The 25493-nt window shown below is 50.0% G+C and carries 24 protein-coding genes; 13 read left to right on the top strand and 11 right to left on the bottom strand.

Annotation, left to right across the window (positions count from 1 at the left end; translation table 11 throughout):
* Positions 1-2 precede the first annotated feature (2 nt).
* The 9 genes from SYK_RS07890 (at position 3) to SYK_RS07850 (ending at position 8733) form a co-directional block, all read left to right on the top strand.
* Positions 3-764, top strand: coding sequence for a thiamine pyrophosphate-dependent enzyme (locus SYK_RS07890; protein WP_281763043.1), 762 nt, complete (start codon positions 3-5; stop codon positions 762-764).
* Positions 751-1305, top strand: a complete 555-nt coding sequence (locus tag SYK_RS07885) for a 2-oxoacid:ferredoxin oxidoreductase subunit gamma family protein (protein ID WP_281763042.1) — start codon at positions 751-753, stop codon at positions 1303-1305. Before SYK_RS07890 ends, SYK_RS07885 begins: the two co-directional genes overlap by 14 nt.
* 4 nt (positions 1306-1309) lie before the next feature.
* A complete protein-coding gene (locus tag SYK_RS07880) occupies positions 1310-1531 on the top strand; it encodes a 4Fe-4S dicluster domain-containing protein (protein ID WP_281763041.1) in 222 nt (73 codons plus the stop codon).
* 23 nt (positions 1532-1554) lie between these two features.
* Positions 1555-3708 carry an acetate--CoA ligase family protein gene (locus SYK_RS07875; protein ID WP_281763040.1) on the top strand — a complete coding sequence of 718 codons (2154 nt, stop codon included), beginning with the start codon at positions 1555-1557 and terminating at the stop codon, positions 3706-3708.
* 208 nt (positions 3709-3916) lie between these two features.
* A complete protein-coding gene (locus SYK_RS07870; RefSeq protein WP_281763039.1) occupies positions 3917-5239 on the top strand; it encodes an NAD(P)/FAD-dependent oxidoreductase in 1323 nt (440 codons plus the stop codon).
* A gap of 66 nt (positions 5240-5305) precedes the next feature.
* Positions 5306-5683: a Rid family detoxifying hydrolase gene (locus SYK_RS07865; protein WP_281763038.1), complete on the top strand. Its 378-nt coding sequence runs from the start codon at positions 5306-5308 to the stop codon at positions 5681-5683.
* A 141-nt stretch (positions 5684-5824) separates the two neighbouring features.
* On the top strand, positions 5825-6391 hold the full coding sequence (locus SYK_RS07860) for a UbiX family flavin prenyltransferase (RefSeq protein WP_281763037.1): 567 nt from the start codon (positions 5825-5827) through the stop codon (positions 6389-6391).
* 253 nt (positions 6392-6644) lie between these two features.
* A complete protein-coding gene (locus SYK_RS07855) occupies positions 6645-7985 on the top strand; it encodes an MFS transporter (protein ID WP_281763036.1) in 1341 nt (446 codons plus the stop codon).
* A gap of 268 nt (positions 7986-8253) precedes the next feature.
* Entirely contained in the window at positions 8254-8733 is a 480-nt protein-coding gene (locus SYK_RS07850) for a methylglyoxal synthase (protein WP_281763035.1), read from the top strand.
* Between the two features lie 93 nt (positions 8734-8826).
* Here SYK_RS07850 and SYK_RS07845 read toward each other — a convergent pair whose 3' ends face one another.
* The 3 genes from SYK_RS07845 to SYK_RS07835 form a co-directional block, all read right to left on the bottom strand.
* Positions 8827-9699 (bottom strand): isocitrate lyase/PEP mutase family protein, encoded by an 873-nt coding sequence (locus tag SYK_RS07845; RefSeq protein WP_281763034.1) that lies wholly within the window; start codon positions 9697-9699, stop codon positions 8827-8829.
* Between the two features lie 183 nt (positions 9700-9882).
* Positions 9883-11538, bottom strand: a complete 1656-nt coding sequence (locus SYK_RS07840; protein WP_281763033.1) for an FG-GAP repeat domain-containing protein — start codon at positions 11536-11538, stop codon at positions 9883-9885.
* 103 nt (positions 11539-11641) lie between these two features.
* Positions 11642-12211, bottom strand: a complete 570-nt coding sequence (locus tag SYK_RS07835; RefSeq protein ID WP_281763032.1) for a dienelactone hydrolase family protein — start codon at positions 12209-12211, stop codon at positions 11642-11644.
* 210 nt (positions 12212-12421) lie between these two features.
* On the opposite strand from SYK_RS07835, the gene SYK_RS07830 reads away from it, so the two are divergent.
* Positions 12422-13288: a hypothetical protein gene (locus tag SYK_RS07830; RefSeq protein ID WP_281763031.1), complete on the top strand. Its 867-nt coding sequence runs from the start codon at positions 12422-12424 to the stop codon at positions 13286-13288.
* A gap of 144 nt (positions 13289-13432) precedes the next feature.
* Entirely contained in the window at positions 13433-14971 is a 1539-nt protein-coding gene (locus tag SYK_RS07825) for an arylsulfatase (protein WP_281763030.1), read from the top strand.
* A gap of 86 nt (positions 14972-15057) precedes the next feature.
* Here the strand turns inward: SYK_RS07825 and SYK_RS07820 are convergent, their stop codons facing one another.
* The 8 genes from SYK_RS07820 to SYK_RS07785 form a co-directional block, all read right to left on the bottom strand.
* Positions 15058-16101 (bottom strand): linear amide C-N hydrolase, encoded by a 1044-nt coding sequence (locus SYK_RS07820; protein WP_281763029.1) that lies wholly within the window; start codon positions 16099-16101, stop codon positions 15058-15060.
* 134 nt (positions 16102-16235) lie between these two features.
* Entirely contained in the window at positions 16236-16535 is a 300-nt protein-coding gene (locus SYK_RS07815) for a YciI family protein (protein WP_281763028.1), read from the bottom strand.
* A 90-nt stretch (positions 16536-16625) separates the two neighbouring features.
* Positions 16626-17906, bottom strand: coding sequence for a protein kinase domain-containing protein (locus SYK_RS07810; RefSeq protein ID WP_281763027.1), 1281 nt, complete (start codon positions 17904-17906; stop codon positions 16626-16628).
* Positions 17907-18086: 180 nt separating this feature from the next.
* Positions 18087-18383, bottom strand: coding sequence for a hypothetical protein (locus SYK_RS07805; RefSeq protein WP_281763026.1), 297 nt, complete (start codon positions 18381-18383; stop codon positions 18087-18089).
* A gap of 9 nt (positions 18384-18392) precedes the next feature.
* Entirely contained in the window at positions 18393-19025 is a 633-nt protein-coding gene (locus tag SYK_RS07800) for a hypothetical protein (protein ID WP_281763025.1), read from the bottom strand.
* Positions 19001-19444, bottom strand: a complete 444-nt coding sequence (locus tag SYK_RS07795) for a universal stress protein (protein ID WP_281763024.1) — start codon at positions 19442-19444, stop codon at positions 19001-19003. Before SYK_RS07795 ends, SYK_RS07800 begins: the two co-directional genes overlap by 25 nt.
* 83 nt (positions 19445-19527) lie before the next feature.
* Positions 19528-19692, bottom strand: coding sequence for a hypothetical protein (locus SYK_RS07790; protein WP_281763023.1), 165 nt, complete (start codon positions 19690-19692; stop codon positions 19528-19530).
* 15 nt (positions 19693-19707) lie between these two features.
* Positions 19708-21348: a YeiH family protein gene (locus SYK_RS07785; protein WP_281763022.1), complete on the bottom strand. Its 1641-nt coding sequence runs from the start codon at positions 21346-21348 to the stop codon at positions 19708-19710.
* A 276-nt stretch (positions 21349-21624) separates the two neighbouring features.
* Between SYK_RS07785 and SYK_RS07780 the strand changes: the two genes are divergently transcribed.
* Positions 21625-24054 (top strand): c-type heme family protein, encoded by a 2430-nt coding sequence (locus SYK_RS07780; RefSeq protein ID WP_281763021.1) that lies wholly within the window; start codon positions 21625-21627, stop codon positions 24052-24054.
* Positions 24051-25445, top strand: coding sequence for a sigma-54-dependent transcriptional regulator (locus SYK_RS07775; protein ID WP_281763020.1), 1395 nt, complete (start codon positions 24051-24053; stop codon positions 25443-25445). Before SYK_RS07780 ends, SYK_RS07775 begins: the two co-directional genes overlap by 4 nt.
* The last annotated feature ends 48 nt before the right edge of the window (positions 25446-25493 follow it).

The raw sequence follows: 25493 nt of genomic DNA, 5'->3' as shown, positions 1-25493 counted from the left end.
ATATGCAAGAACTCGCAAAAATATACGGCGAAACACTGTTGCTGGATAAGAAGTTCAGTTACTGCCCCGGCTGCGGTCACGGCATTGTAACGCGCCTCGTTGCGGAAGCTATTGAAGCGTTGGGCATCCGTAAGCGTACAGTCAGCGTTGTCGGTATCGGCTGTGGCGGTTTCTCTCATCACTATATGGACATTGATGCCATTGAGGCTATGCACGGTCGCGCCCCGGCAGTCGCCGTTGGGTACAAGGTCGCGAACCCGGATAACATCGTCTACACCTACCAGGGCGATGGTGATTGCAGTGCCATCGGCTTGGCAGAGCTGTTGCACACAGCCAACCGTGGCCTTCCCGTCACCTGTTTCATGATCAACAACAACCTGTTCGGCATGACCGGCGGCCAGATGTCGCCAGCCACACTTGAAGGACAGGTCACTTCGACCACTCCCAAGGGCCGTGATGTGCATCAGCATGGTTACCCCCTGCGTGTCCCTGAAATGATGGCTGATATGCGTGGAGCCAAATATGTTGCTCGCGAATCCGTGTGTGATGCCAAGAGTATCCGCAAGGCTGCCAGCAGCGTGCGCAAGGCCTTGGATTGTCAGATGAAGGGTCTTGGTTTTTCCTTTGTTGAATTCATTGTCCCCTGTCCCACGGGCCTCAAGCTTTCCGTGCCGGACTCCTACAAGTGGAACAAGGAAAAAATGGTGGAATACTTCAAGCCACAAGTTTTCAAAAACGAGATGGAGCAGAATGATGAGAACTAAGTGTACATTTTCTGGTTCCGGCGGTCAGGGATCAGCGCTGCTCGCCAAGCTGATTTGCAAGGGTGCCATGAAGCAGGCGTTGCAGGTCGTGATGACCCAGACCTACGGCATTGAGCAGCGTGGTGGAGACTCCACTGGATATGTTGTCGTATCCGATTCCCGCATTGGCAATCCGCTTGTGGAGAACGACGCTGATGTGAGTGTTGCTCTCAGTCCGACCATTTATGATGGTTGCATAGACGGATCGGCCATTGGTGGCCTTGTGCTGACAAACAGTTCTTTGATTACGGAAATTCGTGAACGCGAAGGTGTGAAGCAGGTTTTGATTCCGGCTTCTGATGTCGCTGTGGAACTCGGTTCCGTGCGCTGCGCGAATATCGTCATGCTCGGAGCTGTGCTGGAAGCAACGAAAGTCCTGACGTTTGAGACCGTGGAAGAAGTGTTGCGGGAGCTTATGGGCGTCAAGAAGCCTGCCCTGCTGGAAATGAACTTGAAAGCCCTGGAAAAGGGTCGCGCCCTCTACGTCAGCGCTGCGGAGTAATACTATGAAAGCCAAGAATAAAAAGCACGTTATTTGCGCCGAACGCTGCAAGTCTTGCGGTTTGTGCGTTGAAGCTTGCCCCAAGGATACCCTTGCCATCGGTCAGACCTTGAATGGTCAAGGATATAACGTTGTTGAACAGGTCCGTCCTGAAGATTGTGTCCTGTGCGGCCTGTGTCGCATCGTCTGTCCTGATGTCGCCATCGGCGTCGTCGAGTTGGACTAACCCGTAGAGCCAAGAGGAAAACAATGTCTGATTTGAAGACCCTGTTCCGCCCTCGTAGCGTCGCACTGATTGGTGCTTCGCGCGACACGAAAAAGTATGGCTATTGGACGGCAAAAAGCCTGTTTGATAATAAATACGAAGGCGATATTTACCTGATTTCTCGCTCTGGCGGAGAAATTCTGGGACACCCGACCTACCCGGATATTATGTCCGTGGAAGGGGATGTCGATCTCGCTATCATCGCCATTGCACCGAAATATATTGTTCCCGTTGTGGAGCAGTGTGTGGAAAAAGGCGTGAAAAGTGCCATCGTGGTTTCCACCGGATTTGGTGAAACCGGTGCCGAAGGCAAGGAAATCGAACGGCAGATGCTCGAGATTGCCCGCAAAGGTGGCATGCGTATTCAGGGTCCCAACTGCATGGGAACTTACAGCGCAGCCGTGAGCATGAACGCAAGTATTATTGATCTCGCCCCCGGCCCCATGAGCCTGGTGCTGCAAAGTGGAAACTTCGGCATTGACCTGAACTTCAATGCCAAGGCACGTAACCTCGGTTACAGCTGCTGGGCCACCATTGGCAACCAGATGGATCTGCGTTTTCATGATTTCGTGGAATACCTTGAAGAAGATGATATCTCCAAGGTCATTCTCCTCTACATGGAAGGTCTGCGTGTCGAATCCGAGGAAGATGGCCGTAAATTCCTTGAAGCTGCTCGTAAAGTTGCTGCCAAGAAGCCCATCGCCGCAATTAAAATTGGTCGCAGTGCTGCCGGCGCTCGAGCCGCTGCATCTCATACCGGTTCTTTGGCCGGAAGTGAAAAGATCTTTGATGCAGCCTTGAAGCAGGCCGGTATCATCCGTGTAGACAGCCCCAATGAATTGTTGGATGTTGCCGAGGCTTTTTCCAAGTGTAAACCGGCTCAAGGCAAGCGTATCGCTATCCTGACAGACGGTGGCGGTCACGGCGTTATGGCTACGGACTCCGCGGAAAGCTTTAAGCTGGAAGCTCCGGTTCTTTCGGAGGCCACACAAGGAAAGCTGGCTGAGATTCTGATGCCTCACTGCCCCATCAAAAACCCTGTCGACCTTGCGGGTACGCCCGAAGCTGACATGTGGGTATTTGATCGCTGTCTTGATGTGCTTTTGAAAGACCCAGAGATCGACGGCGTTGTGATCGTTGGACTTTACGGCGGATATGCCGACCTGTCTGAAGAATTCCGGGAACTGGAAATGGATGTTGCCAAGAGTATGATCACTCGTGTGCAGTCTTCTGACAAACCAGTTGTCATGCACTCCATCTATGCTCCGCAGCGTCCCGAATGCCTCGCTTATATCAGTGATATGGGTGTGCCGGTATTCGATTCCGTCAAAGCTGCCATGCGCACCATGGGTGCACTGGTTGATTACAGCGAGAATCGTAATGCCCTGCAGGAAGAGGCTCAAGCCGAACTTCCGGCTCTGCCTGCTGATCGTAAGGAAAAGGTTGACGCGATTTTTGGTGCAGTGCGCGAGAGCGGTCGTATCAATCTGGTGGAGACTGAGGCCCGTGAAGTGCTGAGTGCCTACGGCTTGCCGCTTGCGGAATGCCTGCTTGCCAGCAGCGAAGATGAAGCGGCTGAGAAATATGAGACTCTTGGCGGCAAGGTCGTCATGAAGATCGTATCCCCGGATATCCTGCATAAGACCGACGCCGGAGGCGTTGCATTGAGCATCGATTCGGCCCAAGCCGCTCGCGAAGCCTATGCACGACTCGTGGCAAACGGTTTGAACTATAAATCTGACGCTGACATCTTTGGTGTGATGCTGACTCCCATGCTGCCCGGTGGCGTGGAATGCATCATCGGCGCCAGCCACGATACAACGTTTGGCCCCACAGTAATGTTCGGCTTGGGTGGAATCTTCGTGGAAATTCTTAAAGACATCTCTTTCCGCGTCGCACCGGTGAACATGCCTTCATGTCGCCAGATGGTGGAAGAAATCAAGGGTCACAAGTTGCTGGAAGGAGCCCGAGGCTCTGCTCCTTGCGATAAAGAGGCCTTGGCGGAAACGGTATGTGTGATCTCGCACATGGTGAATGAGTTACGAGAGATCGCTGAAGTTGATCTGAATCCCGTGTTCGCATGGGAAAAAGGGCTGGCCGTGGCGGATGCTCGGATTGTGTTGCATCCCAACGATTAGCCGGAGGGACGGGCGATAAGGCCTTAGTAGCCGTAAGCCCAAACTCCCGATTGGTTGCGAGGTAGGAGCTGCAGCTCTTGCCTTCGCGCCACCGCCCAGATCGGAGCTGTGAGGAAAGGGAGAGACGCTTCGAAAACGGGTTGTTTTCTGACAGGTTTTTTGTCAGCTGCCTTTTGACAGCGTTACTTTAAATAAGGGAAGCATCATTATGCATGAAGTAAAATTATTTCCAACGACTACCGGGCAGAGCTGGCTTGAAATGTCTTCTTACAAAGACCACACTTTCAAGTCTCCTGCTGACATGAGTGACAAGTACGATTTCATTATTGTTGGCGGTGGTTACGGTGGGTACGGGGCAGCCAGCCGTCTTGCTGAGTTGAACCCTGACAAGTCGATTGCCTTGATCGAGGCCATCAAGATCGGCAACAACGACAGTGGCAAGAACGCCGGTTTTATTATCGATGTTCCTCACGATTTTGGTGACACCGGTAGTTCCTCTTTTGAAGACAACAAGATGTACTTCAAGCTGAACACCGCCATCATCGGTAGAATGCGTGACACCATCAACAATAGTGGTATTGATGTGGATTGGCGTGACAGCGGCAAATATGTCTGCTGCTGCCATCCCCGTAGCTACAAGATGATCGACACGGAAGTGCATGATCTTGAAAAGATGGGCGTTAATTACAAGATTTTCGAAGGCGAAGAGTTGAACCGTCGTCTCGGTACCAAGTACTATACCAAGGCTTTGTATACCGCAGGCTCCACTCTGGTGAACCCCGCCGACGTACTTCGCGGCCTTTGCACCACCCTGCCTGACAATGTTGAAATTTTTGAAGAGACTCCTGTTCTGCGCATTGACGAAGGCAGCACAATGTCTGTTGTCCTCAAGAATGGCAGAACCATCACCGGTGGACATGTCATCGTCACCGGCGGTCCTTTCATTGAACAGTTTGGTATCGTCAAGAACGTGTTTTGCCCCGTGCTTTCCTACGGCGCATTTTCCCGTAAATTGACTGACAATGAACTGAGGGATTTTGAAGGCGTCGAGCCTTGGGGGTGTACTGCTGGTCATCCTGCTGGAACCACAGTGCGTTATACCGCTGACCAGCGCATCTACGTGCGTAACGGTTTTGCCTTCAACTCGCAGCTCACCACATCACATCAGCGCATTCAGCAGTCCATTCCCAAGTTGCGCAAGGCGTTTGAAAACCGGTTCCCCAATCTTCGCCATGTGAACTTTGAATTTGTCTACGGCGGCATGATTAACATGACCATGAACTACCGTCCGTTGATGATGCAGAAATCATCCAACCTGTTCGCTTCCGCCTGTGGTGAAGGTGCCGGCGTGGCGAAAACCTGCATGATGGGTCACTACATTGCAGAGTGGATCAGCGGTGTTCAGAGCGAAGAACTTAACTTCTTGCGCCGCATTGCCAAGCCCAGCTGGTTGCCGCCGGATCCTTTCCGTACCGCCGGTGCACGCGTCCGTCTTGCCTGGGAAGAATTCAACGCCAAAGACGAAATCTAAAATATACAATGCTTGTGGCTGTTTGCGTAACGGCAGCCACAAGCCCCCCCTCAAGGAGAGAGTGTCATGGAATTTGTTCATGCTTCTAAAGCCTGTGCCTCAGTAGGTCCATATTCACATGCCGTAAAGGCTGGAAATACTTACTACCTTTCCGGTCAGGTTCCATTTCATCCCGTTGGTGGAACGATTGTCGGATCAAACATGGCCGAGCAGGCTGCACAGACGCTTGCCAACCTGAATGCCGTACTCGAAGAGGCTGGCTTAAAGATCACCGATATCGCGAAAACCACTGTTTTTATCGAAAATTGGGATGACTTCGAGGCGTTTAATGAAGTGTACGCCAATTTCATGGGCGATCATCGTCCGGCCCGTGTCTGCGTAGAAGTCAGTAATATTGCTGGCGGCTGCCTGATCGAAATGGATGCTATTTGCGTGGTTGAATAAAACCGAAACACGTCTGCTGGTGAGGGGCTGACATTGTTGGCCCCTTGCTCCGCACGGCGAAAGGTTGTGTGTCGAGGGCAAGGTTTATCGAATTTTCACGGTGTCCGGGGCAGGGTGCCGAGATTGAGACGGGGAGTGTTTATGCATCGTATTGTTGTTGGTGTGACTGGGGCAAGTGGTATGCCATTGGCTGAAAAGCTTCTGCGTCATTACGCAGGAATCAAGGGTCTGGAAGTTCATCTTATCGTGTCGGCGGGCGCGGAAGTGGTCATGCAATCAGAATTTCGCGGCAGTGATCTGTCGCTCAAAAAACATGCCCATAAGGTCTACGACATCAAGGATATGATGGCCGGTCCGTCCAGCGGGTCGTGGCAGCATGACGGCATGATTATTTGCCCGTGTTCCATGAGTTCCCTGGCCTCCATTGCTAGCGGTGCCGGAGTCAATCTCATTCATCGTGCGGCTGATGTGACGCTGAAGGAGCGCAAGAGGTTGATAGTCGTCCCCAGAGAGACGCCCCTGACAATGATTCATCTCCGCAATATGCAGACTTTGACAGAGGCCGGTGCTGTCATCGCCCCGTTTTGCCCTGCATATTACGATTCCAAAACGACCATTGATGACATGTTGCAGCATTTTTCCGGTCGTCTTCTTGATCAACTGCGCATTGATAATTCGCTTTGCGCACGGTGGAGAGACAATCGTTAGGTATTTTGCAGTTCATAGGATGGCAAAGGATGAAAACATACAGTGTATTTTATCTTGAGTGACGAAGGGGGAGGGCAATACTGATTTTAATACGACTATTCGGTTGCATGCATAACAGTGTCTTCAATGTTGTTGAAAGAATGATGCTGCGCATGCCGACCACCAAAGAAGAAAAGTCGTTTTCATTAAGAGAATCTTTGGTGGATTTGAAAAATAATTTGTAATCAGGACAATTTTACAAAAGGTGACAATTATGAAGGGTACGCAAAAGCACCAAGGTGTAAGTTTTGAAGATGCTCCATCTTTCCCGATTCATCGCAAAATCGCCGCTGGTGCATTCATGGGCCAGATTACCGATGGGTATATTCTCGGTATTGTTGGTATTGCTCTCAGCTACGCGACAGGACCTTTGGGACTGACTAGTTTTTGGCTCGGCGTCCTTGGAGCCGCGTCCCTGTTTGGAATTTTGCTTGGAAGTTTTGTTGCTGGCCCCATGGCTGATCGAATTGGCAGAAAGCCTCTTTTCGCCACAGTCATGTTTGCTTCTTTCGCTTTGTCCCTTGCCCAGTTCGTTGTTTCCGACCCGCTGCTGTTGGCTGTTTTGCGCTTTGTGCTCGGCATGTGTATCGGTGCTGATTATACAGTCGGTATTGCCCTGTTGAGCGAATGGACCCCCACCAAGAAACGTTCGGGTTTCCTTGCCTGGTTGCTCGTATCTTGGACAGTCGGTTATGTTATCGCCTACATCGTTGGCTTCTTCATGGACGGCCTTGGGGACGACGGCTGGCGTTGGGTGCTTTGTACCTCCGCCATTCCCGCAGCCATTACCATGCTGCTTCGGTTTGGTGTGCCAGAATCTCCCAGCTGGTTGGCTCAGAACGGTCATGCTGCAAAGGCTTTGGAAAATATCCACAGGTATCTTGGTAAAAATTACGGTCTGCCTGCTGCCGACAAAGAAGCTCCTTCTGCTTCTTGGTTTCGTCTGTTCAGCCCCGAACTTCGTTACAACACGCTTGTTTCATGTGTTTTCTTCCTGTGTCAGGTGCTGCCTTTCTTTGCTATCAGCATTTTCCTGCCGCTCGTTCTTTCGAACATGCACATTGAGAATCCGTATGCCTCCGGCGTTATGTACAACGTCTTCACCATTGTCGGCGTACTGATCGGCACATGGCTTATTGACAGAATCTCCCGCAGGGCGTTCCTGTTATTCACATTTTACGGTGCAGGCGCGGTCCTGACTATCATGACTTTGTGGACTGATATGCCTGGCATGTTGTCTCTGATTATGCTCGCAGCCTTCTCAACCGTACTTGCCATCTCCATTGTCCTTGAGTTCGCTTACCCGCCCGAACTGTTCCCTACGGAATTGCGTGCTTCCGGCGTTGGCCTGACCATCGCAGTCAGCCGTATCGGTGCCGGTGGTGGAGCATTCCTGCTGCCCATCGTCAATGAACACTTTGGTATCTACGCTGCCCTTGGTGCTTGTATCGCTACCCTGATTATCGGTGGCATCGTCTGTCACATCTGGGCACCGGAAACATCCATTAAGTTCGCACACAAAAAATCGGGTACGGTTGCAGCGACCGCTCGTTAATATAGAAACACCCCCTTAGCCTCACACTCCGTAACTGCCCCCATCACCTCGGAAAGTGGGCATGAAAAGAATGACGCCAGGCGTGCCCCGCCTGGCGTCATCGCTTTTTCTGTGTATTTTCCCGAGACGTTCTTAATGTCTTGCACACACTCGAGCGATTTCTTTTGGATGTACTAAAATGGTTCTTGAGGTGCCTCAATGAAAGGTGCAGATTAGGCTCTGGCGTGACAATTGATACTACTACATTGAGCTACGCTCTGGAGTTGATATGAATAAAGTGAAAAATATAGCGGTTGTGGCCCATGATAATTGCAAAGGTGAGCTTCTGGATTTCATTGATTGCAATCGCAACATGATGATGCAGCACAATCTGATTGCGACTGGAACAACCGGTAAGATGGTGGAGATCCTGTTCAAGGAAAGAATTTCGAAGGATGGAGAGAGTCACGACCTCAAGAAGGTTACCCGGTTGAAGTCCGGACCATTGGGCGGAGATCAACAGATGGGCGCCCTGATCGCTGACGGAAAAGTTGATATTCTCATTTTCTTTTGGGACCCCATGGAGCCTCAACCGCATGATGTGGATGTGAAGGCGTTGCTTCGTTTGGCTGTTTTGTACAATATTCCAACAGCCAACAATCGTTCGTCTGCTGAGTTCCTTATCTCATCGGCTTTTTTTGATCATGAATTCGACATTAAGGATGGCGAGTTCTTTGAATACGCCAACAGGGATATGAAAGAAATTTAGCGTTCTTTGTTTTAATTCTTTTTTAAAGAGTGAGATTAAAGAGGTTATCCAAAGTATCGGATAACCTCTTTAATCGTTGGGGACAGGTTGTAGCTATTTGTTGAAAAATTGTTTCTCTTGTTTTCGAATGTCCTCGGCGCCGATGAAACGGAAATACTCCTCGAAGCTCATCATGTTCTCCTGTGTGGAAAAGCCTGCCGTGGTGCGGTTGCTCTTGAGGTATTCAGCCCATTTTTGCAGGGCGCGGGCGGCTGTGAACACTGAACCGCATGGATAGCAGGCTACCGCGTATCCCAATTCTTGAAGTTCATCGGCTGTCATGAAAGGCGTTTTGCCTCCCTCAATCATGTTGGCCGCACTGGGTATCGAAACCGCTGAATTGACTTCGCGCATATCTTCGGTCGAGGTGACCGCTTCAACGAATACCATGTCAGCTCCCGCTTCTTCATAGAGTTTGGCTCGGCGTATGGCCTCGTCTCGTCCATATACAGCAAGGGCGTCAGTTCGGGCCATTATAACGAAGTCAGGGTCTTTGCGAGCCCACAATGCAGCGCGTAGTTTGGGCAGGTATTCATCTACATCGACAACTGATTTGCCACTCATATGCCCACAACGTTTGGGGTAGGTTTGATCCTCTATAAAGAGTGCGGCTGCACCCATTTGTTCTACTTGACGCACCGTACGGATGACATTGTTGACATCGCCAAATCCGGTGTCGATGTCAACCATGATGGGCAGGTCGACCCGGGCAATCAGATGTGCATAATGGGTAAGCATTTCGGTGGAACTCAGTAAACCGAAGTCTGGCAGCCCCAAGAGGCTACCGGCGGATCCGTACCCTGCGATACTGGTGGCCTTGAATCCCGCTTGAGCAACGGCCATGGCAGAAAGTCCGTCGTGGACCACTGGCAACATGAGAATATCAGGAGCATTTATGAGTTGTCTGAACCTGGTTGTTTTTTTCATGCAGATTCCTCCTGAAGAGTGTTTTATTGAGCAAAAAGTGGAATTCATCTTTACGATAGAATGACTACTATGCTTTGTTGAAAGATTGCAAGTTGGCCTGCCTTTTGTTTTAAAGGGGCTGATTTTTATAGTTTCCCAATAAATAAAGGGCTTGGAAGGAATGCTTCCAAGCCCTTTACTATTTTAGCGTGTAGTGTTTGGTTGGTAATTGTAGATGAAGTTGCCCTTGTCACAGTTCCAATTGGTATAAACGATGTCCAAATCAGGCGAGGCCATAAAGACAATTTGTACCTTGTTTCCTCTTCGCAGGGGATCCGTGAAAGAAATCCAACTTCGTCCGGGAACAAAGGTGTAATCATTGCCAGCCTGGAGCTGTACCCATCCGCTGGCTTGGCTCCAGCGTTTTACCATGGTGAATTCTTCGATGATCTGTGGACCAACATAAAAGACGGATTGGCCGTCCTGTTCTTCCCCCCATTTGCTGTCGTCAACATTGGCCTCATAGACACCTTGTGCGAGGGCTTTTTTATCGAGGTCAGCCAGATCGATAGCTTCAATGATTGAAGTGTATTGGTCTGACGAACTCCAGTCCCAGGTGTCGGGATAGGTTGATCCGTTACCAAGATAGACCAGCAGGGTGCCTGCAAGTTCGTTACGTCCCGGCGGGTTCCAGCGGTGTGTGATGAGATCGAGATTGCCGTCCTGATTAAGGTCGGCCATGCGAATGGCAGAACCCCATCCTCCAAATTTTGAAGTCCATGTGGGCCAACTGGTGCGCGGTTCATATTGGATTACGAACGGGGACAGGAATCGATAGAGCGAGAAGCCGCCGCGTCCTTTTCCCATGTAGCAGTTGGAAGAAGAGGCGATGGTGGGTACGGTGTCAGGCTGAGCCGGCTCTTTGTGAATGGACGGCGCATAATCAATACCGTTGCCGTAGTAGTTCTGGTCTTCAGATGTCCATCCCGGTGTTGTGGCCGGGGTGGTTCCGAGTCGGCCAAGGTACAGGCGGACCGGGGCAGAATCAAAAATAACGTCCATGAGTCCATCCGTGTTCACATCGCCAAAAGTAACGGCCATGGACACAAATGAGTCTTTTGTCAGCCACATTGAGCTGGACTGTGAGGAGTAACGGCCATTCTGGTTGATGTAGATACGATTCTGTACTTTGAACGGGGGCTGTGGGTTGTCTGTGCGGCTGCTTTCTTTTGTATTTGTATGTTTTGTTTTTGTGTTTCTTGAGCATTCTTGTGTGGCGAAGCTTTCCACTTCGGGAATAGGTTCTCCGCAGGCAACAGCCAGATCAAGGTCGCCGTCGCCGTCAATGTCACCCAGCGCGCAGCCAAAGGACGGGTAGCCCGTGTCTGTAAATGATGGCTGATGATTCAAGGTCCCGCGTTGGTTGTAATAGACCTTTATTCCACCTTTTTCATATTCCAGTCCTTTTCCGAGAAATACCGAGACAGCGACGTCGTTGAATCCATCACCGTCAATGTCTCCCACGGCAAGGGTTCCGTGGTGGTCGGTGTCGTCTGATATCCAGTCCGGACTTTCGGGAAAGGTTCCGTCCTGACGATTCAAATATACCGTAACATGTTGCAAGGCTTTGTCATTGCCGCTGGAAACTACCATGTCCTTGAATCCGTCGCCATTGATGTCGGCGAGGGCCAACCCTGTACCGAAGTCTCCGCCTTCCTGCCCCAGGAAAAAAGGATCAGTTGAGAAATTGGGAGTGGTTGAATAGGGCAGGGGTGTTTGTTTTCCCCCGGAACAGGATGCTGATGGAAGTGCTGTAATGATGAGCAGGACGAGAAGAAGACGAGAGCAGGTAGTTCTCATGGAGACCTCCGAGCTGTGAGTTACAGGGAATTGTGTATTCAATTGCTCATGTACACTGCCCGTTCCTCTTCGACAAGGTCCGTTTTTATTGTGCGGTATTCCCTTAAGGGAATGAAATTAAATGATTTTGAATCCATTGAGACCAGAGTTTATATCCTTCACTATCGTAGTTGGCGGATAATGGGTTCATGAAGCCATGGCCGTAAGGAACGGTGTGGCACTGTGTCATTGGTTTTTCGCGCAAAGTATGAACCACGTCTTGTACGTTGAAATGGGGTTCATGCTCGGGGAAAATTAATTCGACAGGCACGGTTGGAACCGCGTCGAGCATGGTACGGATTGATGACCCGTAGAAACACAGGGCGTCGTGAACTGTGTCCTTTATCCCTTCGCAGACGGTCGCCCACACAGCCCCGGCTCCGGCGCTGAACCCAACAAGGTGCACAGGTTCCGTGGCTCTTGAAACTGCATGTGATACTCGCCGGGTATATTCGTCATGCCCACATCGTGTGATGAAAGAGGAGTATGCTTCCTCTTCGTTTGTGAATTGTTGGTCGGTTTCATCATAAGGATCAACGACTTTGACCATATTCGAGATGAGACCAAGTGTTTCAGCCATCAAATCGACATGTGGAGTGCGTCCCCAAATCTCCGTGACGAGGATAACCAACACGATAAACCTCCTGATGCTTGGCCGTTTGTATCGAGTCTTTGGATAGGCGGCAAATATTTTGTCCTTAGCGAAACTTTAGCCCAATGGACTTAAAAAGCTGATGATTTTTGATTTTAATATTGGGGGGGGAGGTTATAAAAATGAATGAGGCTATATCTAAATCTTTTTTTATGTAAGAGTTGTTATCAATATTCTTTTTGTGGAGGCAATATGATTGTGAACCTACGGTTTTCTCAATGCAAAGCATCAGCAGTTGGTTTGGTGTCCTTTGTGTTGTATGTTTCTATTTTGGTTGTTCCCTTTGTCCATGCCAACGAGCAACAGCCTACCGGAACCGTTGTTAGCGATACAAAAGAGAAAGCTGCTGCTACCGCCCAGGCCAATAATCCTTTGGCTAAGATGACTGCTTTTAATATTCAAAATTATTTCATAGGCGATATTTCCAACTCAGATGATTCCGCCAATCAGTTTTGGTTGCGGTATGCCAAGCCTTTTTCAGTCGCGGAGACTCCATGGCTTTTGAGAGCGTCGTTGCCTGTTAACTCCATGCCAACTTCATCTAGTCTTAGTAATGAAAACGGGTTGGGTGATTTGAATATGTTTGCAGCCTATCTCTTGGATACCGGCGACCCTGCAATCAGTTTTGGTATTGGGCCTCAAATCACTTTGCCGACCGCTTCAAAAAGTGAACTCGGAAGTGAGAAATGGTCTGCCGGGTTGGTCAATGTCTTGTTTAATGCAGAGTCACATACGGTTCAGTATGGCTATCTATTGAGCTGGCAGCATAGTTTTGCGGGTAAAGATGATCGAGCTGATGTGAATGTGGCTGCCTTTCAGCCTTTCGGTTTTTATCAGTTGGGAGGTGGAACATATTTACGGGCTGCGCCTATCTTCGATTATAACCTGCAAAGCGGGGATTATAATATTCCGGTGGGCATAGGAATCGGTCAGGTTATTAAGAAAGGGTCTGTCGTCTACAATTTTTTTGTGGAACCTCAAATATCGGCCGCAAGGCGTGGAGACCATCAAGAAAAATGGCAGGTATTTTTAGGCTTGAATCTGCAGTTTTTGGAATGAGATTTTGTTAATGCGTTTGACTGATTAAGATGGAGTTTTTTGGGATGTCAATATCATAAACCGGAGGTCTGTGGCATGAAAAGAGTCTGTTCTCTTATTGTTTTTTTATTTGCGTCCTTTTTTTTCTTCTTCGGAGGCAGTCCAATGGCTGACGCCGCTCAAAAACCAAATATAATTCTTCTCGTATCTGATGATACAGGGTGGGGAGATTTTGGCGTTTACGGTGGAGGTGTTGGGCGCGGAATGCCGACACCAAATCTTGATACGATGGCTAACGAGGGTATGCAATTTTGGTCTTTTTACGGCCAACCAAGCTGTACGCCCGGGCGTGCCGCCATGCAGACTGGCCGTTACCCCAACAGGAGTGGAATGACAACGGTTGCGTTTCAGGGACAAGGTGGAGGACTCCCCAAAGCTGAATGGACTTTGGCTTCGGTGCTTAAAAAAGCTGGATATAAAACTTTTTTTGCCGGGAAATGGCATCTTGGTGAATCCGATTATGCTCTCCCTATCGCCCATGGATATGATGAGATGAGGAATACTTTTTTGTATCATCTCAATGCATATACATATGCGATGGACAGTTGGCATAAAACTATGGACCCGAAGTTGAGAGAGTTTTTTAAGAAGAACACGACTGGTTTGCTTGAAGGCGAGGCCGGTAAGCCTGCTCGTGAGTATGCTAAGATTACTGATGAAAATATTGCCGAACTTGATGTTGAAATGACCAAGACCGTCCTTAAGTCGATGGAAAAATATGCAAAGGGCGATGCTCCTTTTTTTATGAGTGTGAATTTTGGTAAGAATCATCAGCCTAATTTACCTTCCAAACAATTTCAGGGGAAATCTCCCGGCAAGTGGGATTATGCTGATAGTGTGATGGAGCTGGACCACCATATTGGTCAAATTCTGAAAAAAGTTAAAGATTTGGGTATTCAGGAAAATACGATAGTTTTTTATACTGTGGATAATGGCGCATGGCAGGATGTACTTCCTGATGCCGGTTATACTCCCTTCCGTGGCACAAAAGGTACGGATCGAGAAGCCGGAAGCAGAGTCCCCGCAATAGCGTGGTGGCCTAAAAAAATCAAAGCTGGAAGCGAGTCGCATGATATAGTCGGAGGCTTGGATTTCATGGCTACATTTGCCCAATTGGCTGATATTTCATTGCCCACGAAGGACCGTGAGGGCAAGCCGATTGTTTTTGATAGTTATGATATGTCCCCAATTTTGTTTGGGTCGGGAAAATCTGAACGGGATTCTTGGTTTTATTTTACTGAACGAGAATTGTCTCCAGGGGCTATTCGGGTTGGACGGCTAAAGTTTGTCTTTAATATGCGTGGTGATAATGGTGCAATGCCGGGCGCGCCACATTCTGCTCCACAACTTGGATGGGTCGGTGCAGAAAAATATGTGGCAACAGTACCGCAGGTCTACGATTTGATGATGGACCCTCAGGAACGAGTTGATATCTTCATGAATTCTCAGACTGAGACAACGTGGGCCGCACCCATCATGACCAGTGAACTTGAAAAAGTGATGGCTAGCTTTATTAAATATCCTCCTCGACCCGTTCAGAGTGAGTCTTATGGTGGTCCCTTGTCAATTTCTCGATTTAGGACCATTGAGCAGGCAAAAAAATTGATGAAACAAAGAAAGGTCAAGATGCCTTCCTTGGATTAAATTGAATTGTTCAAGTTGAACATGAATAAAAGAAAAAGCCCGAAAGAACACTGTTCTTTCGGGCCTCCTAATTGGAATTGAATCGTTTATTTCTCAGGAGCCATCCACTTGAAAGGTTTTGTCGGAACAAAATGTTCAGACACATCACCAGCGAAGATCGGATGCCCTTGCAGGCTGATTTTTTGAGGTTTTTGGGTCGAGCTGAAATCGATTTTTTTCAAATCGATCCAGAAAATATTGGGAGAGATAGCGGATTCGTAATAATAAATGAGGTTCTTCTGGTCTGAGACGGAGCGCCAGATAGTGGTGGAGATGTTCGGATGATCCGGGGTGGTGATGCCGATAGGAACAGAGACATTGCGGATGACACTGAATGCGGCGGATACGGCCATGCGATTGTCTTTGAACTTGGGCAGGGCATCTACATAAAAGCTGGCGCGGACGTATCGGTCACTGGCTCTGTTGGTGCCGGGGAGCATGGTCAGACCACCGATTTCCTGCCAATAATCATCCAGTGCAAGTTGCCTGTCGTATATTGGAGAGTTGGTCATGACTTTGAACTGCTTGCCATGATGAATGGTCAGTTTGCCTTTGATGTATTCGAAAATGGCGGAATCGCCGGTCGGGTCGGAAATGGCCAGATGCAGAGTCGGAGCAGAGCCGTTGGGGAGTTTGGCAGCCACGATACGAAATGGTTCTTTGCGTATGGAGTCCACGGCTTCATTCACTGTGGCGTAATTATCAAGTACATATTGTACCCATGCAGCCACGGACAGCCCCGGCTTGTTGTTGAGTGAGCCGTATTCCGATTCAGCCAGATAGAGCAGGTTGGCAACCAGACCTTTTTCATTCATGCCGTCTGCTGAGGCCGCGTCGTACCCGGAGGCAATGACACTGCCATATTTTGCTGTCCATTTAATGGACCCTTTACCCGCGCCACCGTCGCGTTCCATGCCGCGAGAGAACGCCCATAGATCACTGTGCAGGTCCTCCAGCCAGTCCATGGAGCGGCCGGTTAACACCTGGTTGTCGTCAGCCGTATATATGAAACGTGTGCAGGAAACGGCAGGGGTTGCCTGAAGCAGAAGCGTTAGGATTATAAGTGCGAATAAGTGTATTTTACGAAACATGTATGGACTCCTTTGCTTGTATTAATGGTTCTAAACATAGAGTGCAGTCATGATGTTTGCAATTAAAAGAAATAGTTGACTTGTTGAGGGTGTATTTTTTTGCGAAACAGTCTTCCGTGTGGTTGCTGTGAGCTTTACTCAGCCTGCAGGTCAAGTAGGGCTTCCAATCCTAGAGCTGTCATGGTCGGAATAAATTCCTGAATGTCATATTTGGCAAGATGTTCTCGGTGGAATGGATCTTTTGCGAGAATCGTATCGAGTTCGGTACGGGATTTGGCTTTGGCGAGAATTATACCGCCGGTTCTGGGGTCCTTGCGGCCGGACGCGATGAAATGACCGCGTGCGTATTCTTCTTTTAGATAGGCAACGTGTTCGTCCAGAAAACGGTCGATTTCAGTGAGGTCACAAATATAGGTCAACGAAATAATAAACATGGCAGTTCCCTTTTTTGTTGGACATTCAAATAGGTTGTGCCGGTAAAGTCAATTGTTCTTCTGTGACATTTCTTTGAAGCGCATAGAGTATTATCGAACGGAGTGGATGCGTACATTCTCTGCGGCAAGATGTGTATGAAAGCCGCGTCGTATGGTCCGTTTGTTTCTTTTTCCATTTTCGCCGAGGAGGATCAGATCAGGCCTGTATTGCCTGACAAAATCCACTGCTGTTTTTTCTGGGTCAGCGCTTGTGAGTACGCGCAAGCTCCAGGCGAGAGAGGCTCCCCTGCACCGGAGTAACCCTTGGCTCATCTTCTTGAAAAGATTTCCTGTGAAACGTTCGGTGTGGCCGCTTGGCAGGTTGTAGGGGATCAGGCCGACAAAGAGAAAGACGGATGGCTTGGCCTCGGCCAATTTCAAGGCTGTGTCGAAAATTGGTACGGATCGGTTGTCATCACTCACGAAGACTAAAATCTTTTTTTTGTCTTTGGTCGAAGCATTGCCGCTTGGGATGGAAATTGTTTTATTATCCAAAGTGGAATGAGGACAAGTGTGCGCCATTTGTCTGGCGACTTCATCCATGCTTGGTCTGTCTGATGGAGCGAGAGACAGACAGGCTGCAGCAAGAGCCCGAATCGGATCAGGAACGTCGGCCGTTGTGGAGAGTTTGTCTGGCGGGATCTGTCCCGGAAAGAGCGGGCGCAGCATGAGTTTGATGGAATTGAATGCTGTTTTGCCAGCGAGCAGGAGATAAAGGATAGCGCCAAACGCGTGGATGTCTTCATCATAACCGCATTCTTCGCCCTTGAGTGATTCCGGGGAAGCACAGGTCGCGTCGTTCGGACTCATGCTTGAATCCGTCCAGAAATCATCCCACTGTTCACATCGGGCGGAGCCGAAATCCGTGATGACAATTCCTTTCTTGTCGATACGAACACATGCGGGTGAGAGGCATCTATGTGCGATGCCGGAAGCATGGAGGCGTGCTAATTGTCCGGCCAGCATGGCCGCGACTTCAAGCCGTGTCTGCATAGGATGTCCACCCTGAGCAAGCCATTCATCAATCGGAAGTCCCTCTGGAAATGGGGTGATCAGTCCACCACGCCATTCTTCACAGGGCCATGCGTATCCTTCTGTCGGGAGTAGAGGAATGAATCGGGCTTCATTCTGCCAGCGTAGAAAAGCGTTTGTGTCGATGCTGTAGAATTGTTTGAGAAGATATGGTTTGGAGCGGCGTCTGCCGAGGTGATGCAGGTTGTATCTGCCCCGGTCCAATTGTCCGGCTATAAGGATGTCGTGAATGGACTGCGCCGGTTTGAGCGGAGAAGGGAGGCTCTCTCGAAGAGCAGCGTTTTCCAGTGCGCTCCACATGTGATGTCCTTGGGCTGGGCGGAGTCTGGATCAAATGGGTCGGACGAGAGGGACTCCGGGAAGTTGCGGCTTTGGGGTGAAGAATACCGCAACTTTCTCGGAGTGCCAACCTCGAGAGGCAATGAGGTTTTTTGGGTGTTCGAAAAGAAGGAGGAGGCAATCTTCCGAACATCATAAAAATTAGAATCCGTGTGCGCTTGGAACTTCAGCTTCTCTGTATCCGAGCGTGTCGTTGCGTCGGAAGAAGGCGTGGGTCGCGGCGGCCAAGACGATAAAGCCTACGGCAATCCATAGAGCGGGAGCCTGCCAGTTAACATCCAGCCACCAGTCTCCGGCAGAATCATATACGATGCTGAGGAACAGGTGCGGCCAGTTGTTCATGAGGCCGAGGTATTGATACAACAACACCGGGACTGCCAGCAGGTATCCAAGTGCGCCGAGGCCAACAATAAAGTGGTGAAAGAAATTTTTAAGCATGATTTTCTCCTAGGCTCCGTAGTAGAACCAGCCCACGCCAAGGATGACGATGAACAGGCATTCGAGGACGGTGAGTTTGAACATGAAGCCACTGATTCTGCGCTGGGTGGGGTTCATGGTCAGCATGACTTTGTTCATGAAGAAACGCCATGCGCGATGTTTGAGTGAGTTGGACTCGTGCAGTCGGTAGTATTCACGCAGGCTGGGCAGCCAGTATTGCATGGTGCGTCCGGCATCTTCAGCTGTGAAGGGGCAGTTCTCTACCTCGTCCATGGTGAAGGAAAGGGCCGTGTTGGCACCGTCTTCGCATTTGCGGGCAGATAGGGTCAGGCCGATTTCCGGGAAGGATGCCTGAAAGGTGTCCGCTGTGGCTGTTAGTTCAGGGGTTGCCCGGAACTCGGCTTCCACCAGAACGTCTTCCACGGGGAAGCCTTCGCTGGTTTTGTCTTTTTCAACATGCCAGTGAGGGTTGAGTCTCATCAGGGTTTTCCCTTTGAGGTCGCTCCAGAAGGCTGTGTTCCAAGGAAGGTTGGTCTCCATCCAGACGCCGGGTCTGGGGAGTTCTTCAACGTCCGCGTGAGCGCGGTCTCGACGGTTTATGGTTTCGGATGCGTATGTCATGGTGCCACCACCAGTGGGCATGGCATCTGCGGGTGCAGACGCTTGTTTTCAAAGCGGTCTCTGAAGCCGGGGGCCTGTTCTTTCTGCCAGGCACCCATGATTGCTACATCGGCCTCGATTTTGACAGCGGCTTCGGCCAGCACGTTGTCGAGCTTGCCGCCTTTGCTGAGAAAATCGAGTTCCACCCCATCAAAATCCGTGCGCAGACGGTCCCAGACCGTATCGATTTCCTTGGCGATTTCACTCGCTACATAGGAACCGAAGACATTACGCGTGGTGGAGGTATTCAACCAGTCGTCGCAGGTCATATCGCCCCATGCTTCATTGATGATTGAAAGGACGGTGACTTTTGCGCCGTACTGGTCTGCCCATTGGCGGGCCAGCTTTTCAGCTTTGCGTGCGCCGGGGGTGCCGTGTGTTGCGAGAAGTATATGCTTCATGACAGTCTTCGTTTTTTTTGATCTCCGTATGGGAGGGGAACATGCGTCCCCCTCCGTATACGGCGAGGTTTACGTATCGATTACTAGGCCATCCACTTGGTGAACAGCAGGACCAGGAAGGTCACGATCATGACGAGCACAAGGGCGGTCAGATCTTCACTTTTTTCGGAAGCGAAGACGGACAGTGCGCGCTCTTCGTTTTCCGCCTGATCCTCAGTGTTGACATTGCATTTGATATCTTCAGCCATTTTTCAATTCTCCTTTTAGTGAAGGACGACGTCCTTGACGAAGTACATGACGACGATGAAGGACAGGGTCGCCTTGGCAACGCCGGAGATACCACCCATGACCAGCGGCCAGCCGCCTGCCTGAGCAAGGGACTTGCCTGTGATCTGCATGCCAAGGCCGATGAGACCATAAGCAAAGAACCAGATCATGGCGTTGGTCAGGGTAACAATAGTCTTGGATTTTTTGTGAACCTGCTTGATCGCGTGTGAGAGTGCTGATTTGACGTCTGTGGAAATCGTCACTTCGCCACCCTTTGCACGGGCGATCATGGATTCCAGACCGGCCATACGTTCACGGGCCACAGTGTCGAACTTGGTTTTGTCGCCACGATCGTCGAAGTTACCGGCGATCTGGTGCTGTTTGACAAGGTTATCCAACGATGCGGTTTCCTGCACGTTAAGCCCTTGAATGCCTGCGACAGCCGCAGCTTTCAGTATGGTCAGTTCTTCAGGAGTGACTTCGGTGCGTTCGTTGTAGCTGAAGTCGAGGTATTTGCCCTTGTAGTGATCTGCTGGTGAGAACAGACCCAGGGAGGACATGAAGAACAGGATAAGGAAGCCGATGATGAAGATGGGGAACTTGTCGATGACAACTTCCTTGAAGCTCAACTTTTGACCGGACTGCTTGCCGTACCATGTGGCGAGCACCAGAACGATGACGGGCAGGAACAGAACGCGGGTGATGTTGAAGATTTCACCGACTTTCAGGGTTTTAATGTCAACAGCGTTGAATGCGAGACAGGCGGCAGCGACCTGAGCAGAGTTCAGGATGCCGGTGCCGGCCCATGCGCCGAACTGGGTAGCGTTCATGCCTGCGATTTTACCAACGGTGGGGAAGACGAACATGCACAGGATACCAAAGCCGAGGATGGTGCCGATGGTGTAGGCCATCTCGGAGCATTTGGCCTTGACGACCGGGGCGCAGGCAACAGTTGCGGATACGCCGCAAACACCCATGCCTGCGGACAGGACGCCAGTCATGGTCTTAGGTTGTTTGAAAACTTTACCCAGGAACAGGACGAAGAATACGGTACCCAGAACAAAGAAGCCGATCATCCAGACTGAAACCATGCCCAGCTTTGCCAGTTCTGCAAAGGAGTAACGGGCACCCAGCAGGATAACACCCATCTTCAACACGAAGCGGGCGGTTTTGACGCCTGATGCTGCGAATTTTGGGATACCCCAGCTGTTGGTGATGATGATACCGACGAGAATACCGAGGACAACATAGTTCAGGTTCAGTACCTTGTAGAGCTTGAAGCCAAGGGCTGGAACCATGGCTGAACTTGCGAGTTTGACCATCGGCTCTGCAAACCAGCGGATGCCCATGGCCAAGGCCACAATGAACAGAATGCCCGGAATGGTTTCCAGTACAAAGGTGTCAAAGTTGTTGAGGGGTTTATTCCAACGTGCTTGCCTGAGCATCGCAGTAGCGACACCAAGTCCGCCGCCCACGAAAGCCATGGTCTGCATCAGGTCCATTGCCTTATGGACTTTGAATGTGGTCAGAAGACCAGTCAGTGCTCCCGAGGAAACGAGAACGCCGTATGCCAGTAGAATACCACTGATGATCCATACGGGTGTGTTGTCGGGACGTCCGACAGTTGCTTGAGCCATACCAAACCTCTCCTTTGGTTTTTTGTGTGTGGTCTGGCTTTCCCTAAGGCAAGGTGCGTGCCAAAAGAGATACTACTGATTTTACTTGATTTATTTTTTGCAATGCGGTTTGATGTGCTAACTTGAGTTAGCAATTTTTAACGTGGAGTTTGCACTTTTCGCGTGCGGGGAAGGCAAGTTGTTAAAAAAGTAAAAAGTGCGCTACGATTCAGGGGCGTGCCACCATTGCGGACGGTGGGATTTTGAATGAAATGGGCGTAACGCCCGGAGAAATATATGGGTAATTTCGGACCAAAAAACCTTCAGGCCAAGTTCCTTCTTGGATTGGGAACCATCGTTTTTTTGCTGGGCTTGTTTTTCGCTTCGAGTTTGTATTTTCATCTCAGTTCACTTCTGGATACTCAGGTCAAGGATAAGGCTGATCTTGTGCTGAATCAGGTGTCCAGCGTGCAGGGGTATGTGCGGGAAATACTCAGGCCGAAAATGTATCAGACTTTGCCGGAAGGGGAGTTTGTTATCGAGGCCATGTCTTCATCGTATATTTCTCGAGCCATTATGGATCGGCTCAATTTGCGTCATTCGGAGTATTATTATCGTCGGGTAGCGGATAATGCGCGTAATCCGCTCTTTGAAATCAAGGACAGTGAGCGTGAACTCCTGGCATATTTCAGGAAAAATCCGGGTAAGGAATATTGGGAAGGGTACCGCAAGATTGATAGTAAGGAGTTTTTCGTCAAGGCACGTCCTGTGGAGTTTAAAAAATCGTGCATGACGTGTCACGGCGTGCCGGAGGATTCTCCCCCTGTCCTGCTTGAACGGTATGGAACGGAGCGAGGATTCGGTCATACGTTGGGTGATATTGCTGGTTTGGTCGTTGTCGGCGTTCCTATTGACGGAGCGGTCGGGAAGATTCGTGAAGCCACCATCGGCTATGCCGCTCTCTATGGCGGTGGCATGCTGCTTTTCTTTGCTTTGGTTCAGATCTTTTTCAATCGTCTTATCATGACCAACTTACATAGGTTGACTGACAAGTTCCGGAAGCTTTTTCAGGAAGACGAGGAACTCGGATTTATGGAAAAGTTGGAAAATGTTGACGAAATAGAAGAGGTTGTTCAGGGGCTTGAAGAGCTTGGCGATCATGTCCATGAGATGAACTATCAGTTGCGTCAGCACTCGGAGAATCTTGAGCAGATGGTCGAGGTCCGTACCGGTGAATTGAAACTTGAGGCCGAGGAACGGCGTTCGGATGTCGGTTTGTTTGTGCAGCTTCTTGATGGGTTGAATAAAAGTCATACTCGACGGCAGATGTGGCAACACTCTTTGCCACTTATTGTGCAGCGGTTCAGAGCCAGTCTTGGCGGCTTTATCTGCATGCTCGCCTCCCAGACATATTATACGTGGCCCGAAGAGACGCCCAAGCCCGATCTTCCTCATAACTGGAAAGAAATTATTACTGAAGTTGAGCCGTATTATGAGCCGGGCAAGGCATACATTCCGGTCTGGGCCAGTGATGCGTCTTCCGAGGGAATTTTGTGTTTAATCTGGGATGAGGGAACCATAATAACGAATCAGGACCGGAACGTTTTGCGGGCGTTGGGTCAGCAGCTTGGCATCGCCATGGAAAATCTGGCGGCCTTGCACAATCTTCTTCGTCAAAAAGACATGCTCCAGGCGATTGTCGAAGGCATCAGTGATCCTCTTTTACTTATGGACGGCGCTTGCGGTGTGGTTTTGGCTAATGAAGCCGCTCGCTCCTTGTGCGTGTCCTTTGGGGGAGCCGTGGCTGACACCGCCTGTTCCACTTTGTTTAGGCAGGGCGGCGTGTTTGAGAATTGTCCACTGAAGTCTTCGCTGGAACATGGAGAGGCCATGGCCCGAGAGGTGCAAACCGCAGATGGCAGGTCCTTTTCGATCAGTGTTTTTCCTGTGGCGGAAGGTGCTGCCAAAGAAGCACATGGTGTTGTTTATGTGCGTGATGTGACACAGGAAAAGCGGATGCTTGCTACTATGCAGCAGAGTGAAAAGTTGGCAACTGTTGGTCAATTGGCCGCAGGGTTGGCCCATGAAATTAATAATCCGTTAGGTGTTATTAAGTGCTATGCCGAGTTGCTGCGGGGAGCTGAGTCTCGACAGGAAATATCTTCTGACGCCGAGATTATCATCAAGCATGCTTCGCAGGCCGAGACTGTTCTGCAGGATTTGCTCAATTTTGCGCGTCCCAAGAAATCGGAGCCGGTTGATTTGAATGTGGGCAGGGTTGTCGCTGATGCCATCAACATCTTCCGTGTGCAAGCAGAGAAGAAGGGCGTGGAAGTCGTGCCGGAAGTCGAAGACGGTTTGCCTTCTATCATTACCAATGAACAGGCTGTGGAGCAAATTCTTACCAATTTGCTCAAAAATGCATTGGATGCGGTGACGAAAAAGGTCGGGCATATTATTGTTTCAGCACACTATAAATCTGATTCAGATACCATTGATGTTCGGGTGGCAGATAACGGTCCAGGTATCCCGGAAGGGGACATGCTGAAGTTGTTCGATCCGTTTTTTTCCACCAAGGAAGTGGGTAAAGGGACAGGGCTGGGGTTGGCCGTGGTTTATGGATTGGCCCAGGACATCGGCGGCAGCATTGAGATGGAAAATGATAATGGTGCTGTCTTTACAGTGCATCTTCCGGTCAACAGCGATTCCACTCGGAGCGAACAATGACAAACGCCATAGGCATACTCATCGTTGATGATGAAAAGGATTTTGCCACCGGACTCGCTCGTTTGCTGGGCAGACAGTATCCAGATGAACATATCATGGCCGTGCTTTCCGGGCCAGAGGCCATAGCTGCATTGGAAAACGATGTCTTTGGCTTGATGCTGACTGATTTGAACATGCCGAGCATGGATGGTGTCGAATTACTTCGTCGGGCTAGAGAAATGCATCCTGACATGAGTGTGGTCATGTTGACTGCTTATGGGACTGTGGAGACCGCAGTGGATGCGTTAAAAATCGGGGCCTACGATTTCCTGACAAAACCGGTGGAGCCTAAAGACCTGTTTCAGGTTGTTGAACGGGGACTTGAACGCAGTCGTCTTCTTGGGGAAAACGCCCGTCTTCAGGAATTGCTCGCCAAGCAGATCGGTCCCAATGAATTCGTGGGTGAGAGTTCTGCTATACGTCGGCTCAAAGATGGCGTGGCAGCCGTGGCCGAGTCCGAATATACCGTTTTGATTCGTGGAGAATCCGGGACAGGTAAAGAGTTGGTGGCCCGAACCATTCATCAGTTGAGCGGACGGAGCAGAAAGCCGTTGTTGACGGTCAATTGTCCGGCTATTCCCGATCAATTGCTGGAAAGTGAATTGTTTGGTCACGTCAAGGGGGCGTTCACCGGCGCAGACCGGGATCACAAAGGCATTTTTGTTTCAGCGGACGGAGGTACTCTGCTTCTTGATGAAATCGGTGACATTTCTCCGGGTATTCAGACCAAGTTACTTCGAGCATTGCAGGAAGGAGAGATCCGTCCAGTTGGTTCCAGCAAGACCGTTCCGGTGGACGTGCGTATTCTTGCCTCCACCAACCAGCCTCTTGAGGAGAAGATTAAGGACGGCAGCTTCCGTGAAGACCTCTATTATCGTCTTAATGTTCTTAATCTGAATGTGCCAGCACTTCGTGACCGTAATGATGACATTGCTATACTCGCCCGCCATTTCTTGACTATTTCCTGCGAAGAAATGAAGGTGAACCCAAAGGCCATGGCACCAGACGCCGTGGCGTATCTGACCACAAAAAATTGGCCCGGAAATGTTCGGGAATTGCAGAATTTCATCCGTCGATTGGCCGTTTTTTCTTCCAGTGAGTCTTTGGAACTGGTTCACCTTCGTCTCGTGGAAGGTCTTGAAGGGCTTCCTGGCGATGAATCGCAGGGTTTGACGCCCTATAAGGATGCCAAGGAAAAAGTGGTGGATGACTTCACCCGTACATATGTCGAAGAATTACTCTCCGGTACACGCGGTAATGTTTCCAAAGCCGCTCGTCAGAGTGGGCTGTCCAGAGTCGCTTTGCAGAAAATTCTCAAGCGGCTTGATGTGAACGCCGGGAGCTTTAAATAGCCCAAAGCCCTTTTTGTTATGTGTGTCAATTGTGCGGAGAATGTATAT

It is taken from the genome of Pseudodesulfovibrio nedwellii (genome assembly GCF_027923765.1).
GTDB classification, from domain to species: domain Bacteria; phylum Desulfobacterota; class Desulfovibrionia; order Desulfovibrionales; family Desulfovibrionaceae; genus Pseudodesulfovibrio; species Pseudodesulfovibrio nedwellii.
Note: the sequence above shows the minus strand (reverse complement) of the source record. Positions and strands in the feature narration are given on the sequence as shown.

What these genes read in the sequence shown, in the direction of transcription:
- SYK_RS07890 (WP_281763043.1), top strand. Translation starts at nt 3, where the DNA reads ATGCAAGAACTCGCAAAAATATACGGCGAAACACTGTTGCTGGATAAG.
- SYK_RS07795 (WP_281763024.1), bottom strand. Translation starts at nt 19,444, where the DNA reads ATGAAGCATATACTTCTCGCAACACACGGCACCCCCGGCGCACGCAAA.
- SYK_RS07825 (WP_281763030.1), top strand. Translation starts at nt 13,433, where the DNA reads ATGGCTGACGCCGCTCAAAAACCAAATATAATTCTTCTCGTATCTGAT.
- SYK_RS07850 (WP_281763035.1), top strand. Translation starts at nt 8,254, where the DNA reads ATGAATAAAGTGAAAAATATAGCGGTTGTGGCCCATGATAATTGCAAA.
- SYK_RS07790 (WP_281763023.1), bottom strand. Translation starts at nt 19,692, where the DNA reads ATGGCTGAAGATATCAAATGCAATGTCAACACTGAGGATCAGGCGGAA.
- SYK_RS07775 (WP_281763020.1), top strand. Translation starts at nt 24,051, where the DNA reads ATGACAAACGCCATAGGCATACTCATCGTTGATGATGAAAAGGATTTT.
- SYK_RS07805 (WP_281763026.1), bottom strand. Translation starts at nt 18,383, where the DNA reads ATGCTTAAAAATTTCTTTCACCACTTTATTGTTGGCCTCGGCGCACTT.
- SYK_RS07820 (WP_281763029.1), bottom strand. Translation starts at nt 16,101, where the DNA reads ATGTTTCGTAAAATACACTTATTCGCACTTATAATCCTAACGCTTCTG.
- SYK_RS07840 (WP_281763033.1), bottom strand. Translation starts at nt 11,538, where the DNA reads ATGAGAACTACCTGCTCTCGTCTTCTTCTCGTCCTGCTCATCATTACA.
- SYK_RS07855 (WP_281763036.1), top strand. Translation starts at nt 6,645, where the DNA reads ATGAAGGGTACGCAAAAGCACCAAGGTGTAAGTTTTGAAGATGCTCCA.
- SYK_RS07865 (WP_281763038.1), top strand. Translation starts at nt 5,306, where the DNA reads ATGGAATTTGTTCATGCTTCTAAAGCCTGTGCCTCAGTAGGTCCATAT.
- SYK_RS07780 (WP_281763021.1), top strand. Translation starts at nt 21,625, where the DNA reads ATGGGTAATTTCGGACCAAAAAACCTTCAGGCCAAGTTCCTTCTTGGA.
- SYK_RS07860 (WP_281763037.1), top strand. Translation starts at nt 5,825, where the DNA reads ATGCATCGTATTGTTGTTGGTGTGACTGGGGCAAGTGGTATGCCATTG.
- SYK_RS07875 (WP_281763040.1), top strand. Translation starts at nt 1,555, where the DNA reads ATGTCTGATTTGAAGACCCTGTTCCGCCCTCGTAGCGTCGCACTGATT.
- SYK_RS07810 (WP_281763027.1), bottom strand. Translation starts at nt 17,906, where the DNA reads ATGTGGAGCGCACTGGAAAACGCTGCTCTTCGAGAGAGCCTCCCTTCT.
- SYK_RS07830 (WP_281763031.1), top strand. Translation starts at nt 12,422, where the DNA reads ATGATTGTGAACCTACGGTTTTCTCAATGCAAAGCATCAGCAGTTGGT.
- SYK_RS07800 (WP_281763025.1), bottom strand. Translation starts at nt 19,025, where the DNA reads ATGCCCACTGGTGGTGGCACCATGACATACGCATCCGAAACCATAAAC.
- SYK_RS07885 (WP_281763042.1), top strand. Translation starts at nt 751, where the DNA reads ATGATGAGAACTAAGTGTACATTTTCTGGTTCCGGCGGTCAGGGATCA.
- SYK_RS07845 (WP_281763034.1), bottom strand. Translation starts at nt 9,699, where the DNA reads ATGAAAAAAACAACCAGGTTCAGACAACTCATAAATGCTCCTGATATT.
- SYK_RS07785 (WP_281763022.1), bottom strand. Translation starts at nt 21,348, where the DNA reads ATGGCTCAAGCAACTGTCGGACGTCCCGACAACACACCCGTATGGATC.
- SYK_RS07870 (WP_281763039.1), top strand. Translation starts at nt 3,917, where the DNA reads ATGCATGAAGTAAAATTATTTCCAACGACTACCGGGCAGAGCTGGCTT.
- SYK_RS07880 (WP_281763041.1), top strand. Translation starts at nt 1,310, where the DNA reads ATGAAAGCCAAGAATAAAAAGCACGTTATTTGCGCCGAACGCTGCAAG.
- SYK_RS07815 (WP_281763028.1), bottom strand. Translation starts at nt 16,535, where the DNA reads ATGTTTATTATTTCGTTGACCTATATTTGTGACCTCACTGAAATCGAC.